The organism is Pseudomonas sp. NPDC086251, assembly GCF_044746405.1.
GTDB lineage: Bacteria > Pseudomonadota > Gammaproteobacteria > Pseudomonadales > Pseudomonadaceae > Aquipseudomonas.
Genome location: NZ_JBIVBY010000016.1, coordinates 69,157 through 83,274 on the forward strand (window position 1 = coordinate 69,157; position 14,118 = coordinate 83,274).

11 protein-coding genes are annotated in these 14,118 nt (G+C 61.2%); 6 read left to right on the forward strand and 5 right to left on the reverse strand.

Going from position 1 to position 14,118, the window contains the following annotated elements:
• Positions 1–139 precede the first annotated feature (139 nt).
• From ACIPL2_RS19690 to ACIPL2_RS19700, 3 genes are all read left to right on the forward strand, one after another.
• Entirely contained in the window at positions 140–646 is a 507-nt protein-coding gene (locus ACIPL2_RS19690) for a sigma-70 family RNA polymerase sigma factor (RefSeq protein WP_401358721.1), read from the forward strand.
• Positions 646–1,605: a FecR domain-containing protein gene (locus ACIPL2_RS19695; protein ID WP_401358723.1), complete on the forward strand. Its 960-nt coding sequence runs from the start codon at positions 646–648 to the stop codon at positions 1,603–1,605. The genes ACIPL2_RS19690 and ACIPL2_RS19695 overlap by 1 nt, the downstream gene beginning before the upstream one ends.
• A 100-nt stretch (positions 1,606–1,705) precedes the next feature.
• Positions 1,706–4,123, forward strand: a complete 2,418-nt coding sequence (locus ACIPL2_RS19700) for a TonB-dependent siderophore receptor (RefSeq protein WP_401358725.1) — start codon at positions 1,706–1,708, stop codon at positions 4,121–4,123.
• A gap of 117 nt (positions 4,124–4,240) precedes the next feature.
• Here ACIPL2_RS19700 and ACIPL2_RS19705 read toward each other — a convergent pair whose 3' ends face one another.
• From ACIPL2_RS19705 to ACIPL2_RS19715, 3 genes are all read right to left on the reverse strand, one after another.
• The gene (locus ACIPL2_RS19705; protein WP_401358726.1) at positions 4,241–5,683 is read right to left on the reverse strand and encodes a mechanosensitive ion channel domain-containing protein; all 1,443 of its coding nucleotides are present in this window, start codon (positions 5,681–5,683) and stop codon (positions 4,241–4,243) included.
• A gap of 200 nt (positions 5,684–5,883) precedes the next feature.
• Entirely contained in the window at positions 5,884–6,510 is a 627-nt protein-coding gene (gene ycaC, locus ACIPL2_RS19710) for an isochorismate family cysteine hydrolase YcaC (protein WP_348128206.1), read from the reverse strand.
• A 128-nt stretch (positions 6,511–6,638) separates the two neighbouring features.
• Positions 6,639–7,505, reverse strand: a complete 867-nt coding sequence (locus tag ACIPL2_RS19715; RefSeq protein WP_401358728.1) for a pirin family protein — start codon at positions 7,503–7,505, stop codon at positions 6,639–6,641.
• 104 nt (positions 7,506–7,609) lie between these two features.
• Here ACIPL2_RS19715 and ACIPL2_RS19720 point away from each other — a divergent pair, with 104 nt between their 5' ends.
• From ACIPL2_RS19720 to dkgB, 3 genes are all read left to right on the forward strand, one after another.
• On the forward strand, positions 7,610–8,518 hold the full coding sequence (locus ACIPL2_RS19720; protein WP_401358730.1) for a LysR substrate-binding domain-containing protein: 909 nt from the start codon (positions 7,610–7,612) through the stop codon (positions 8,516–8,518).
• A 108-nt stretch (positions 8,519–8,626) separates the two neighbouring features.
• The gene (locus ACIPL2_RS19725; RefSeq protein ID WP_401358731.1) at positions 8,627–9,166 is read left to right on the forward strand and encodes a PaaI family thioesterase; all 540 of its coding nucleotides are present in this window, start codon (positions 8,627–8,629) and stop codon (positions 9,164–9,166) included.
• Positions 9,167–9,397: 231 nt separating this feature from the next.
• The gene (dkgB, locus tag ACIPL2_RS19730) at positions 9,398–10,201 is read left to right on the forward strand and encodes a 2,5-didehydrogluconate reductase DkgB (protein WP_401358732.1); all 804 of its coding nucleotides are present in this window, start codon (positions 9,398–9,400) and stop codon (positions 10,199–10,201) included.
• Positions 10,202–10,204: 3 nt separating this feature from the next.
• Here the strand turns inward: dkgB and ACIPL2_RS19735 are convergent, their stop codons facing one another.
• Together ACIPL2_RS19735 and ACIPL2_RS19740 are read right to left on the reverse strand one after the other, a co-directional pair.
• Positions 10,205–13,444, reverse strand: a complete 3,240-nt coding sequence (locus tag ACIPL2_RS19735) for a transporter substrate-binding domain-containing protein (RefSeq protein WP_401358733.1) — start codon at positions 13,442–13,444, stop codon at positions 10,205–10,207.
• Positions 13,441–14,070, reverse strand: a complete 630-nt coding sequence (locus tag ACIPL2_RS19740) for a response regulator (RefSeq protein ID WP_401358734.1) — start codon at positions 14,068–14,070, stop codon at positions 13,441–13,443. The genes ACIPL2_RS19735 and ACIPL2_RS19740 overlap by 4 nt, the downstream gene beginning before the upstream one ends.
• Positions 14,071–14,118: the final 48 nt, after the last annotated feature.

The following is a 14,118-nucleotide window of genomic DNA, read 5'->3' on the forward strand; positions in this document are numbered from 1 at the left end:
CAGAAGTCGAGGAGGCCATTGGCGGGCGCCCCAAAAGAAAGTGTGATTTGAGAATTGCCAGCGCTCGGTCTGCGCCACTAGAATGCGATCAATTCTTAATTGCACTCACGCCAGGATGGCCACCGAGTATCTGCCTCTCATGTCATCCGCCGACCAGCCTTTAAACCAGCAGATCCATCACCTTTACAGCGAACATCACGGTTGGCTGCAGGGTTGGTTGCACCGCAAACTCGGTGATCGCTGCGATGCGGCTGACCTGGCCCACGATACGTTCCTGCGCCTGTTGACCCGGCAAGTCGTCAAACCCTGGGGCAGCGAACCCCGAGCCTTGCTGACGCACATCGCCAAAGGCCTGGTGATCGACCGCTGGCGGCGCCAGGACGTCGAGCGCGCCTACCTCGACACCATTGCGCATCTGCCGGTCGCTGAAGTGCCGTCGCCGGAAACCCGCTTGCTGATACTGGAAACCCTGTGGCGCATCGAAGCGCTGCTGCGCGAATTGCCGGCGCAAACCCGTGACACGTTCTTGCTGTCGCAGATCGAAGGGCTGACCTACGGCCAGATCGCCACGCGCCTGAGTGTGTCGCTGATCACCGTCAAACGGCACATGCGCGCCGCGTTCATTGCCTGCCTGAGTGTCGCCTGATGAATTCGTCGATGATCAACCCACAAATTCTCGGCGAGGCCGCCGACTGGCTGGTGCAGCTGCATTCAGGCACCGCGACGCCGTCCGATCACCAGGCGATCGCCCAGTGGCGCAGCCGCAGCGCCGAGCATGCCCAGGCCTGGCAACGGGCCGAAGCGCTGCTCGGTGAGTTTCGCAGCGTACCGGCCAACCTGGCCATCCAGACCTTGCAACGGGCCGCACGCAAGGACGGTCTCAGTCGTCGCCAGACCCTCACCCGCTTGGGCTTGCTGCTGATGGCCGGACCGCTGGGCATCGCCTCGCAACATGTGCCGTGGCAGCAATGGACGGCCGATCAACGCACGGCGGTCGGCGAACAGAAAAACCTGCAACTGCCCGACGGCAGTCAGGTGCTGCTCAACACGGAAAGTGCGGTCGACATCGCCTTCAATCGGCATGAGCGTCGACTGGTGTTGCTGAATGGCGAAGTCATGATCAACACCGCCAAGGACCCCGGCGCCCGGCCCTTTATTGTCGAAACGCCCCAGGGCATCGCCCATGCGCTGGGCACCCGCTTTTGTGTTCGCATCAACGGCTCCAGAAGCCTGGTCTCCGTTCTCGAAGGGCAAGTGGAGATCACGCCAGAACTGCTGCAACAGGCCACCACCCTCAATGCCGGCGAGCGCCAGAGCTTCAAACTGAACCGCTTCGACGCTCCGGAAAGTTTCGACAGCAGCGCGCTGGCCTGGGACAAGGGCATGTTGCTGGCGAACAACATGCGCCTGGATGAATTGCTCGGTGAATTGAGCCGCTACCGCCCCGGCGTATTGCGCTGCCATGCCGATGTCGCGGGTTTGCGGGTGTCGGGGGCCTTTTCCCTACGCGACACCGACGCCAGCCTGCGCCTGCTCAGCGATACCCTGCCGTTGAAAATCAGCAGCCTGACCCGTTATTGGTTGTCGGTCGAACCGAAGGTCTGACCGCGCTGCGAATTATTTTAATGTCCCCTGATACCTTCCCGCGTTTCGTTCGGTGTGTGGATAGACCTCTTCAATTCCACGCGCTCGACAGGAACGCCGAATGACTTCAACACCGCTGCACCGCCCCGCCGATTTCCCGCTCAAGGCCTTGAGCCTGAGTGTTGCCCTGGCTTTCACCGCGCTGCTGCCACTAAACGGCCAGGCCGCCGACGCCATCAACGAAAGTGCCAGCCGCACCGTCAACATCGGCCCGGGTTTGCTCAGCCAGACGCTGGCGCAATTCGCCGTGGCTGCCGGGGTGCCGCTGTCGTTCGATCCGGCGCAGCTGGGCGATCGCCAGAGTCCGGGATTGCGCGGCAGCTACAGCGTGCAATCGGGTTTCGCAGAGCTGCTGGAAGGTAGCGGTTTCGAGCTGATGAGCACGGCTGGCGGCTACACGCTGGCGCCGAAAGTCGCGGCCAACGGTGCGCTGGAACTGGGCGCCACCAGCGTCAGCGCCCTGCGCGACGACAACGCCGAGACTTACGGCGGCGGCCAGGTCGCCAAAGTCGCGCAGCTCGGCATGCTCGGCAACCAGCTGTTGAAAGACCTGCCCTTCAGTGTCACCAGCTACACCGCCAAGACCATCGCCGACCAGCAAGCCCAGACCGTCGGCGATGTATTGCTCAACGATGCCTCGGTGCGCCAGTCCGCCGGTTTCGGCAACTTCTCCCAGGTCTTCATGATTCGTGGCTTGCCGCTGGCCTCCGATGACATTTCCTATAACGGCCTGTACGGCGTCTTGCCCCGGCAGATTATCGCCACCGAAGCGTTGGAACGGGTCGAGTTGTTCAAGGGACCGAACGCGTTCATCAACGGCGTGACGCCCAGCGGCAGCGGCATTGGTGGCGGCGTCAACCTGCAACCCAAGCGAGCCGGCGATGTGCCGACCCGCAGCGTCACCCTGGATTACAGCGCCGACAGTCGCGTGGGTGGGCACCTCGATCTGGGCCAGCGTTTCGGTGAAGACAACCGCTTCGGTGCCCGCATCAACCTGCTGCAACGCGAAGGCGATACCGCCGTCGACGACGAAGACCAGCGCTCGTCGCTGATCAGCCTGGGCCTGGACTATCGCGGTGAGCGTCTGCGGGTGTCGGCCGACCTCGGCTACCAGAAACAGGTGATCAACCAAGGCCGCTCGGTGGTTTACGTCGACTCCGCCCTGCAGAAAGTGCCCAAGGTGCCGGACGCCAACGCCGGCTATGCGCAGAGCTGGAGCTACTCGCAACTGGAAGACACGTTCGGCATGGCCCGCGCCGAGTACGACCTCAGCGATAACTGGACCGCGTATGTTGCGGGCGGCGCCAAGCACACCCGGGAAAACGGCGTGTACTCGTCGTTGACCCTCACCGATCTCAACGGCAACGCCCGTGGCGGCATGCTTTACCCGCCTCACGATGAGGACAATAAAAGCCTGATGGCCGGCCTCAATGGTCGCCTGAACACCGGCCCGGTCAGCCATCAACTGAACCTCGGACTGGCAGGCATCTGGGGCCAGCAGCGCTCGGCCTTCGAAACCATCGGCACGGCGGGGCGTTACAGCACCAACATCTATGACGTCACCGATAAGCCACGGCCGCCGGCGACTTCGTTCGGCAGCGACATTCATGACCCACGGATTGTCGGCAAAAACACCTTGCGCAGCGCAGCGGTGTCCGACACGTTGGGCTTCATCGACGATCGCGTGTTGCTGACCCTCGGCGTGCGGCGCCAAACGTTGAACGTCGACGGGTGGAACACCACCACCGGCGCACGCACCTCCAGTTACGAAGAGTCGATTACCACGCCGGTCTACGGGCTGGTGATCAAACCCTGGGAACACGTGTCGTTCTACGCCAACCGCATCGAAGGCCTGGCCAAGGGCCCGACACCGCCGACCAGCGCAATCAACCGTGACGAAACGTTCGCCCCGGTGCGCAGCAAGCAGATCGAGGCAGGCGTGCGCCTGGACATGGACAGCTACGGCGCCAGCCTGGGCGTGTATCGCATCGAGCAGCCGTCGAGCTACACCCAGGACGGGATCTTTCGGGTCGACGGCCAGCAACAAAACAAAGGCGTGGAGTTGAATATCTACGGCGAACCGCTCGATGGCCTGCGCCTGCTCAGCGGCGCGACGCTGATGAAGACCGAAATCGAAGGCAGTGTCAACGACGGCAACCGTGCCGTCGGTGTACCGCGATTTCAGCTCAACGTGGGGGCCGACTGGGACGTTCCGGGGATTGAAGGCGCGGCACTCAGTGCGCGGATGTTGCGCACGGGCGGGCAGTACCTGAACGCCGCCAACACCCAAAGCATTCCGGCGTGGAACCGGTTTGATGTGGGTTCGCGGTATGCCTTCAGGGTTGATAAGAAGGACATCACCTTGCGCGCCAATCTGGAGAACGTGGCGAACAAGGCTTATTGGGCGTCGGCGAAAGGGGGTTATCTGACGCAGGGTACGCCGCGGACGTTAAAGGTTTCGGCGACTGTGGATTTCTGATTGTGTGGCATGGCCGCTGCGCGGTTCGCGGGCAAGCCTCGCTCCTACAAGGTTTGCACACCCCTGTAGGAGCGAGGCTTGCCCGCGAACCGCACAGCGGCCATTCACCACCGAACGCTAAGCCCGCTTACGCAACCACTGCAAAAACCCCCTCTTCTCCACCACCTTCGGCACTTCCTGAGTCAAGGTCTGCGCCTTGTTCAAGCGGAAATCCAGCAACGCCTTCATCGCCTCACTGATGTCATGCCGCGCATCCAGGCACGGTTTGAGGTATTCCTTCTCGATCCGGTACAAGCTGCAGAACGTCTTGGCGCTGAAGTCTGCCGGCAGCGCCGTATCGGACAATATCCCGCCCTCGCCGATCACCTCGCCCGGCCCCATGCGCCCGGATTCGAACTTGACCCCGCCACGGCTCAGTTCCACCGACACCACGCCTGATTCGATGATGAACAAATGATCGCTGACCTCTCCCGCCGGCAAGATCATCTCGCCCGCGCGGAAGGTTTGCAGGGTCATGTTCTGGCTAAAGGTTTCTTTCTCTTCCTGGCGCAGGGTCGAGAAAATGCTCGAGGCGTCGAGCAATGCCCGTGACCGCGACAGGCCGGCTGGTGTGTTGGGTTCGACGCTCGACAACAGGGTCACGCCGGAAGCCTGCAAGTGCCGGTACGCCAGGTCGAACAGCAGATTGCGCACCATGCGTTTCTGGTCCATGGAGACCACGAAGCCACTGATTTCGTATTCCACGCCGGTGGCGCTGGAGCTTTTCAGCGCGACGCACGGCGCCGGTTTGTTCAATAGATAGCGGCAACCCTGCATCGCCCGTTCCAGCGCGTCGATTACCGTTTGCGGGCGCGCGTGCGGGCTCACTTGCAGGCTGATCGAGACGCCGAAAATATCGCTGGGCCGACTGAAGTTGATGATTTTGGCCTTGGCCGCCAGCGAGTTGGGAATCACCGCCATGCTGCCCTGGGACGTTTGCAGGCGCGTGGCGCGCCAGTCGATGTCGATCACCCGGCCTTCGGTGCCGTCGATGGAGATCCAGTCATCCAGTTGATAGGGTTTGGTGGTGTTGAGGACGATCCCGGAGAACACGTCGCTGAGGGTGCTTTGCAAGGCCAGGCCGACGATGATCGCCAGTGCACCGGACGTTGCCAGCACGCCTTTGACCGGCAGATCGAGCACGTACGCCAGGGCGGCAATGACCGCGATCAGGAAGATCACCGCGCCAAGCAAATCCTGCAACAGGCGCCCGGTGTGCCCAACCCGTTGCATCATCACTGCGCCGATCAGCACCGTCAGGGTGCGCGCGCCGAACAGCCACCAGCCGATCTGCAAACCGGTGGCGGCAAGGTGCAGCGGAACGTTGTCAGGCCAGGGGGCTGTTTCCAGAGGGTTCAAGCCTTCGTTGAACAGCAGGACGCTGAACAACGAGAAAATCACCAGCCGCACCAACAGCTTCCAGTTGCTGCCACTGGCTGTGATCAAGCGCCACAACACCAGATCGATCAGGATCAAGGCCAGCGCGCATACCAATGGGTGATCGGTGAGCAATGACAGCATCAAGCAACTCCAGCAAGGGCCATTGGCGCGAAGATCGCACAGATTGGGCACAGTGTAGGAGGATTTGATGACTTCAGAACAACACAAAACACTGTGGGAGCGGGCTTGCTCGCGAAGGCTGCTTAACATTCAACGAATGAGTTGACTGTTAGTCCGCTTTCGCGAGCAAGCCCGCTCCCACATTAGATTTTTATCGCCGGTTACTTGCTGTTGGTCAGGGCGTTGTAGCTGGTAAACAGGTTGCGATAGTCCGGGATGTGGTTGGAGAACAACGTGCCGAGGCCTTCCACATCGTTGCGCCAGTCGCGATGCAGTTCACAGGCCAGGCCGAACCAGGTCATCAGTTGCGCGCCGGAGGCCGACATGCGGTCCCAGGCCGATTGGCGGGTCAGCTCGTTGAACGTGCCGGAAGCGTCGGTCACCACGAACACATCAAAGCCTTCCGCCAATGCCGACAGCGCCGGGAATGCCACGCACACTTCAGTCACCACGCCTGCGATGATCAGTTGTTTCTTGCCCGTGGCCTTGATCGCCTTGACGAAGTCTTCGTTGTCCCAGGCGTTGATCTGCCCAGGACGAGCGATGTACGGCGCATCCGGGAACAGCGCTTTGAGCTCGGGCACCAGCGGGCCGTTGGGGCCGGTTTCGAAACTGGTGGTGAGGATGGTCGGCAACTTGAAGTACTTGGCCAGGTCGGCCAGCGCCAGCACGTTGTTCTTGAAACGGTCCGGTTCGATGTCGCGCACCAGAGACAGCAGGCCCGCCTGATGATCAACCAACAGAACGGCGGCGTTATCCTTGTCGAGACGTTTGTAAGAAGTAGTCATTGCAGTAGTCCTCGCGTGTTATCGATGCCGAACGGGTCGGCGTGAGTGAAATCCGATGTTTCGTTAAATCGCGGCCAGGCAAGCGTAGTCGCCCAAGCCCGGCACGCCACAGCAGCACAACAACTCATTCAGCCGTGGATCCGGCCGAACCGGCCCGACTGGAAATCGGCGAACGCCTGGTGAATCTCTTGCTCGCTGTTCATCACGAACGGGCCATGGCCGACGATCGGTTCGTCGATCGGCTCGCCACTGAGCAGCAACACGACGGCGTCGTTATTGGCTTCCAGGCTGATCTGCTGGCCACCGCGTTCGAGCAATACCAACTGCCCTTCGCGCACGAGTTCCAGACCGTTGACTTGAACCGTGCCGCGCAGCACCACCAGGGCGGTGTTGCGGCCTTCATGCAGATCCAGGGTCAACAACTTGCCGCCATTGAGGCGCAGATCCCACACGTCAATCGGGGTAAACGTGTGCGCCGGGCCGCGGTGGCCGTCGAACTCGCCGGCGATCAAGCGCAGGCTGCCGGCATTGTCCTTGAGCGGGAGGCTCGGGATGTCAGCGTCGAGAATCGTCTGGTAGCCGGCATCGGCCATTTTGTCCTTGGCCGGCAGGTTGACCCACAGCTGCACCATTTCCAGGGTGCCACCGGTTTTGGCGAAGCCTTCGGAGTGGAACTCCTCATGGAGAATCCCCGAGGCGGCGGTCATCCATTGCACGTCGCCGGGGCCGATCTTGCCGCCACTGCCGGTGGAGTCGCGGTGCTCCACTTCGCCCTTATAAACGATAGTCACGGTTTCAAACCCGCGGTGCGGATGCTGACCAACGCCACGACGCTCGGTGGTCGGGGTGAATTCAGCGGGACCAGCGTGATCCAGGAGCAAAAACGGGCTGATGTGTTTGCCCAGGTTGTCGTAGGAAAACAGCGTGCGAACCGGAAAACCGTCGCCGACCCAATGAGTCCGTGGGCTGGTGTAGATACCGATGATGTTTTTCATGGTTCCTCCGAATCAGGTAATTGACGCGATGGACAAAGCTTAAAACTGAACCCTTTGATGCACTAGACTGCAAAAATCAGCCTTAGCGTTCTATTTGGAGAACGATGGTGGAAGACCTCAACACCCTTTACTACTTCACCCAAGTGGTGGAACACCACGGTTTCGCTGCGGCCGGGCGGGCACTGGACATGCCCAAATCGAAGTTGAGCCGGCGCATCGCCGAGCTCGAAGAACGCCTCGGCGTGCGCCTGCTGCACCGCACCAGCCGGCAGTGTTCGTTGACGGAAATCGGCCAGGCGTACTACCAGCGTTGCCTGGCCATGCGCGTCGAAGCGGAAAGCGCCGCCGAACTGATCGAACGCAACCGCTCCGAGCCCCAGGGCCTGGTGCGCATCAGTTGCCCGACCGCGCTGCTGAACACCTGGGTCGGGCCGATGCTGACCCGCTACATGCTCAAGTACCCGCTGGTGGAGTTGTTCATCGAGAGCACCAACCGTCGGGTCGACCTGATCCACGAAGGTTTCGACATCGCCTTGCGGGTGCGTTTTCCGCCGCTGGAAAACACCGACATGGTGATGAAGGTGCTGAGCAACAGCACCCAGAGCCTGGTAGGCAGCCCGGCGTTTGTGCCGCGTCTGTCGTCCCCGGCCACCCCGGCCGACCTCAGCGGTTTGCCGAGCCTGCACTGGGGCGCGGCGCAGCGTGAATATCAGTGGGAACTGTTCGGGGCGGACGGCGCCAGCGCGGTGATTCGCCACGCACCGCGAATGGTCACCGACGACTTGCTGGCATTGCGTCATGCGGTCCTCGCCGGGATCGGCATCGCCCATCTGCCCACTGTGGTGGTGCGCGACGACATCGCCGCCGGACGCCTGGTTGAACTGGTGCCGGGCTGGGCGCCGAAATGCGGGATCGTCCACGCGATCTTCCCTTCGCGTCGTGGGCTGCTGCCGTCGGTGCGAACGCTGATCGACTTCCTGGGCGACGAATTCAGCCAAAGCGATATCGCTTAGGGATTACGCATCCTTTGCGTCACGACAGGGCTAGCGGAGTTTTTATTTCGGACATAATATTGGGCGAGATTACAACCATAATATCCGCTCCCGCCCGAGGACATGATCATGCAAAGCCCATCCCGCGACGCCACGCTCGCCCAATGGATCGCCCAGGAACAGGCCATGCGCGCCCGCCTTGCCGGGCCGGGCAGTTTGTCCATGGCCGAGGTCAGCGCCCTGTCGCCCGCCGAGTTTTTCGAAGGCATCGGCAACGGCGAACTGCCCTCGCCGCCCATTGGCACGCTGATGGATTTCATCCCTATCGAATGGTCGGCCGGGCTGTTCATCTTCCAGGGCACGCCGGATTCGCGGCACTACAACCCGCTGGGCAGCGTGCACGGCGGCTATGCCGCGACGCTGCTGGATTCGTGCATGGGCTGTGCGATCCATACGCAGCTGAAAAAGGGTCAGGGCTATACGACGCTGGATTTACGCATCAGCTATGTCCGCGCGTTGACCGGCGCCAGCGGACCGGTGCGGGCCGAGGGCAAAATTGTGCATCTGGGGCGCTCGACGGCGTTGGCCGAGGGGCGGATTTATGACGTGGATGGGCGGTTATATGCGACCGGCTCGACCACCTGCATGATTCTTGAGGCTCGTGGGTAATTTGCGAAACCGAGTTGCGGCCTTCGCGGGCAAGCCTCGCTCCTACAGGGGTGATGGTGTTTGGTAGGAGCGAGGCTTGCCCGCGAAGGCGTCGGAGCAAACACCAACAATGCCGCTGACACCCACCATTCATGACTTTCGGTAAACATTGCTTTGCCCCACCAGCGGTTTTTCTCACGGATGCAGGCGCGGATACTGCCGCCCATTCCCACTGCAACCCTGGAGTCATTGATGTCTATTCCGGCATTCGGTCTTGGTACGTTTCGCTTGCAAGGCCAGGTGGTCATCGATTCGGTGAGCACTGGCCTTGAGCTCGGCTACCGCGCCATCGACACCGCGCAAATCTACGAAAACGAAGCCGACGTCGGCGAAGCCATCGCCGCCAGCGGCATTGCCCGTGAAGACCTGTTCATCACCAGCAAGATCTGGGTCGCCAACTTCGCCAAGGACCGCCTGATCGACAGCCTCAAGGAAAGCCTGCAGAAACTGCAGACCGACTACCTCGACCTGACCCTGATCCACTGGCCATCCCCGGAAGACCAGGTGCCGGTCGAAGCATTCATGGGCGCCCTGCTTGAAGCCAAACACCTGGGCCTGACCCGGCAGATCGGTGTGTCCAACTTCACCATCGACCTGATGAAACAGGCGATCGCCGCCGTCGGTGCCGAGAACATCGCCACCAACCAGATCGAACTGCACCCGTACCTGCAAAACCGCAAAGTCGTCGAGTTCGCGCAGAGCCAGGGCATCCAGATCACCTCGTACATGACCCTGGCCTACGGCGAAGTGCTGGAAGATCCGGTCATCCAGAAAATCGCCGATCGCCTTCAGGCAACCCCGGCCCACGTCACCCTGGCCTGGGCCATGCAAATGGGTTACGCGGTGATCCCTTCGTCCACCAAGCGCGCCAACCTCGCCAGCAACCTCAAAGCCTGCGCCATGAAGTTGAGCGAGGCCGACATGGCGTTGATTGCCGGTCTTGATCGCGGCCATCGGTTGACCAGCCCCAAAGGCATCGCCCCGCACTGGGATTAAGCGTCAGCCCTGCCCAAGGTGATGGTCCAGGCGTGTCATGGCTTGCTGCAACTGATCGACGGCTTCGTCGATCAGTGCCGCACGGCCCTCAGCGCACGCGCGCTCAAGTTGCTCGCAACATTCGATCAGGCTGACCGCCCGGACCATCAGCGCCCCGCCCTTGATGCGATGCGCCAGCACGTTAAGCACCTGTTGATCGCCACGGGAATGTGCCTGAAGCAGTTCATCCCGGTCACTGAGGTTAGTCATGGCCAGGTCGCGCAACAACTCATCGATCAACGCACGGTCCGCCCCGACGTATCGTTCCAGACCGCTCAGGTCGATCTCAGCGATTGAAGGGTGTTCCAACGCGACGGGCGTTTCGCTGACAAATCGCGCTGCCAACCATGTGCTCAGGTCCGCCAGGCGGATGGGTTTGAACAGGCAATCGTCCATGCCCGCCTCAAGGCAACGAAGCTTCTCCTCGGGCTGCGCATTGGCGGTAAACCCCAGGATCAGCGTCGGCGACGCGCCGTCGAAATGCTCTGCATCGCGGATCGCACCTGCCAGTTCATAGCCACTGACCACCGGCATGTTGCAGTCTGTAATGACCAAGTCGAACGCATGCTCGTGCCACTGCGCAAGCCCTTGCTCGCCATCCTCAGCCTCAATCACACGATGCCCCAGGTAGCTCAGCTGCCGTGAGAGCAACAAGCGATTGGCCGGGTAATCGTCGACCACCAAAATCGTCAAGGCTCGGCTCGGCACCGGCCATTCGCCGGCCGGTGAGTCGCTGGAGATCACCGGTTGCAACGCGATCAGCTCAAGGCTGACGTCAACCTGCGTACCCCGTCCGAGGACGCTGCCCAGCTGCAATCGGCCGCCCATCATTTCGCACAGCGTGCGGCTGATCACCAGCCCCAGCCCGGACCCGCTCCGGCCTGATTGCTGACTTTTGCCGGCCTGAACGAACGGGCTGAACAGGCGCTGCTGATCGACTTCGCTGATGCCGATGCCGCTGTCTTCGACGCACACACTGACGGCCAAGTGGCCCGACAGACCGGGTTCTACCCGCAGCGTCAGCCTCACCTCGCCTTCACGGGTGAACTTGATCGCGTTGCTCAACAGATTGGACAGCACCTGCTTGAAACGCGTCGGGTCGATCAACACGTCGCAGTCGCTGTGCTCGTCCAGCTCGATTCGCCACTGCAACTGTTTCTGCCGTGCCAGCCCTTCGAACACCCGGCACACCGATTCGACCAGCACCCGCAGATTGGCCCGTTCAGGCATCAGCGATAAATGCCCGGACTCGATGCGCGCGATGTCCAGAATGTCGCCGATCAACGCCAGCAACTGCTGCCCGGCATTAGCCGCCACCTCGATGGCGGAACGGTCGGTGACGCCCTCGTCCGCGCGTTTCTGTGCCAGTTCGAGCATGCCGAGCAAGGCGTTCATCGGCGTGCGGATCTCGTGACTCATGGTCGCCAGAAATGTGGTCTTGGCCCGGTTGGCGTCGTCGGCGGCGTCCTTGGCGTCCTGCAATTGGCCCAGCAAGTGCTGGCGCAGCCGGATCTGCCGGCGCTGATAGGCGATCCAGCCCAGCGCGAGCAACAGCAAGGCGCCGGCCGCCGCGAAGGCCTGGAAAATCTCCTGACGGTGACGCAGCCAATAGCTTTGCTCCACCATCCGGTCATTGCGCCAATACTGGGTTATCTCATCGATTTCATCGGGTGCCAGGCTGAGCAAAGCCTTGTCCAGGATCGAGTGCAACTCAGGCGCGTCACGACTGGTCGCCAGGGTACTGCGGGCGGGGTCAGTGCCGACCGTGCTGGTGACTTGCAACCGATCCCGGTATTGCCGGGAAATCATGTAGCGCGCGCCGATCAATGAGTTGATGCCACCGTGTGCCTTGCCTTGGGCGACCATGTCCATGGCCTCTGCCGTCAGCGGTGCATTGACCAGCCTGATCTGTGGGTAATGCTGGCGAATGTATTCGCCGGCACTGTTGCCCTGGGTGACCGCCAGGGTTTTACCGGCCATTTCGTCCAGGGTCGTGGGGCTGTCCGGCGCTACACGAGTCACCAGCACATTCGGGCTGGTGAGGAACGGCCGGGTGAAACGCAACTCGGCTTCACGCTCGATACTGGGGCTTATCCCGGCCACCAGGTCGACTTGCCCGGTCCTGATCCACTCCAGCATCTCGGCGACTGATTTTGTCGGCCGAATGTCGAATTTCAATCCGGTGCGCAGGCTGATTCTCTCCAGTACATCAGCGCTGATCCCGCGAAATTGGCCTTCTGTGTCGAAGAACGAAATCGGCATCAAATTTTCGTTGATCGCCACCCTCAGGCGCGGATGTTGATCGAGCCACTGCTGCTCGGCCACGCTGAAATGCAGCGGTAACGCGCCCGCGATGGACGTACCGCTGGCCCCCCATCGACGCAGAATGTTCATGTGCTCGTTGGTCGTTATCGCCGCCAGCGCCCGGTTGACGATCCGCTGCAATTGTCGGTTATCGCGGGCCATGGCAAACGCGAAGCGACCGGGCTCCATGCGCGAAAAATCGGCCAGCTGGACGTTGTTGAGGTAGTTTTTACTGATCAGGTAATGGGCGCTGATGGCATCGCCCAGATAGACATCGGCCTTACGAAAGGCGACAGCCCCGACGGCCCCCAGCGTCGACGCAAACAGTTGAACGTCAGCCTGTGGATAAAACTGCTGCACGTTCTGTTCTGGTAAATAGTGGTACAGCATTGCCACTCGCTTGCCAGACAAATCCGGTGTGAGCACCTGAAGAGAATCGGTGCGTGTCACCAGGACCGGTTGATCAATGGCATAGCCACTGGACAGGCACAACTCCGGGTCTTCAGCCTCGTAACTGTTGGCCGTTCCCAGCAGGTCCGCCGTCCCTTGTTTGATCGCGTGTACCGCGTCCTTTCGCGATGGATAGCGTTGAACGTCAATCTCCACGTTCAGCAGCTGCTGGAGCAGACCGGCATAGTCCGCCGTCAGCCCCTCGAACGCGTCACCCGAGGTGGTGATGTCGAACGGTGGATAATCCGGAGCAGAAACAGCGAGCACCAATCGGCCCTTTTGTTGCAGCCAGTGTGCGTCGGCGACCAACAGACTGGCGTGATAACCCTCCACACTGGAACGTCCCAGCAACGTCAGGGCTTGCGGCTGGGCGCAGACGCTCGATACCCAGAGGCAAAGCCCCGGCAACAGCCACATTGTCAGGCTGCGCAGGCCTGCGACGATGTTCATTCAATCAGGTGATTGCGCAGGGCGAAATCCCTCAAGTGCACCGCAGACTTCACTTTGAGTTTGTCGATCACGCGGGTCTTGTAGGTGCTGACGGTCTTGTGGCTCAGGTTCATGGTCTCACCAATCAACTTGTTACTGATGCCACGGGCCAGGTACTGCAGGATGGTCAATTCGCGGTCGGAGAGCGTGTCGACCATTTGCTTTTCGCTGCGTTGCAGCGCGTTCAACGACACCGAGCTCGAGGGCAACTGGGCAAAATAGGTATAACCGGCCATGACCGCGTGCACGGCCTTGTGCAGATGTTCCAGGTCATTGGTTTTGGACACATAGGCGGCGGCGTGGGCACGCATGCAACGCTCCTGAAAAAACATCGGCTCCTGGGATGTAAAGACCAGGACCCGGCACGGCATGTCACTGCTTGCGATGCGTGCCAGTACATCAAGCCCATCCAGCGAAGGCATGACCAGATCCAGCACCACCAGGTCCGGCGAATGTTCGCGGATCATCGGCAGGACCTCGTTCCCGCAGGACGCTTGGTATATCCGCTTGAACCCCTCCTGCATGAGTACGAGCTTGACTGCGGCGCGAACCACCGGATGATCGTCCGCAATCAGCACTGACTTCATGGCAACTCCCTGTGCATAAGCACGACGTTCGGGCGAACAAATGCCCAT

Coding starts and splice junctions, on each gene's coding strand:
- ACIPL2_RS19740 (WP_401358734.1), bottom strand. CDS start 14,070: ATGAAGTCAGTGCTGATTGCGGACGATCATCCGGTGGTTCGCGCCGCA.
- ACIPL2_RS19720 (WP_401358730.1), top strand. CDS start 7,610: ATGGTGGAAGACCTCAACACCCTTTACTACTTCACCCAAGTGGTGGAA.
- ACIPL2_RS19695 (WP_401358723.1), top strand. CDS start 646: ATGAATTCGTCGATGATCAACCCACAAATTCTCGGCGAGGCCGCCGAC.
- ACIPL2_RS19700 (WP_401358725.1), top strand. CDS start 1,706: ATGACTTCAACACCGCTGCACCGCCCCGCCGATTTCCCGCTCAAGGCC.
- ACIPL2_RS19725 (WP_401358731.1), top strand. CDS start 8,627: ATGCAAAGCCCATCCCGCGACGCCACGCTCGCCCAATGGATCGCCCAG.
- ycaC (WP_348128206.1), bottom strand. CDS start 6,510: ATGACTACTTCTTACAAACGTCTCGACAAGGATAACGCCGCCGTTCTG.
- dkgB (WP_401358732.1), top strand. CDS start 9,398: ATGTCTATTCCGGCATTCGGTCTTGGTACGTTTCGCTTGCAAGGCCAG.
- ACIPL2_RS19715 (WP_401358728.1), bottom strand. CDS start 7,505: ATGAAAAACATCATCGGTATCTACACCAGCCCACGGACTCATTGGGTC.
- ACIPL2_RS19735 (WP_401358733.1), bottom strand. CDS start 13,444: ATGAACATCGTCGCAGGCCTGCGCAGCCTGACAATGTGGCTGTTGCCG.
- ACIPL2_RS19690 (WP_401358721.1), top strand. CDS start 140: ATGTCATCCGCCGACCAGCCTTTAAACCAGCAGATCCATCACCTTTAC.
- ACIPL2_RS19705 (WP_401358726.1), bottom strand. CDS start 5,683: ATGCTGTCATTGCTCACCGATCACCCATTGGTATGCGCGCTGGCCTTG.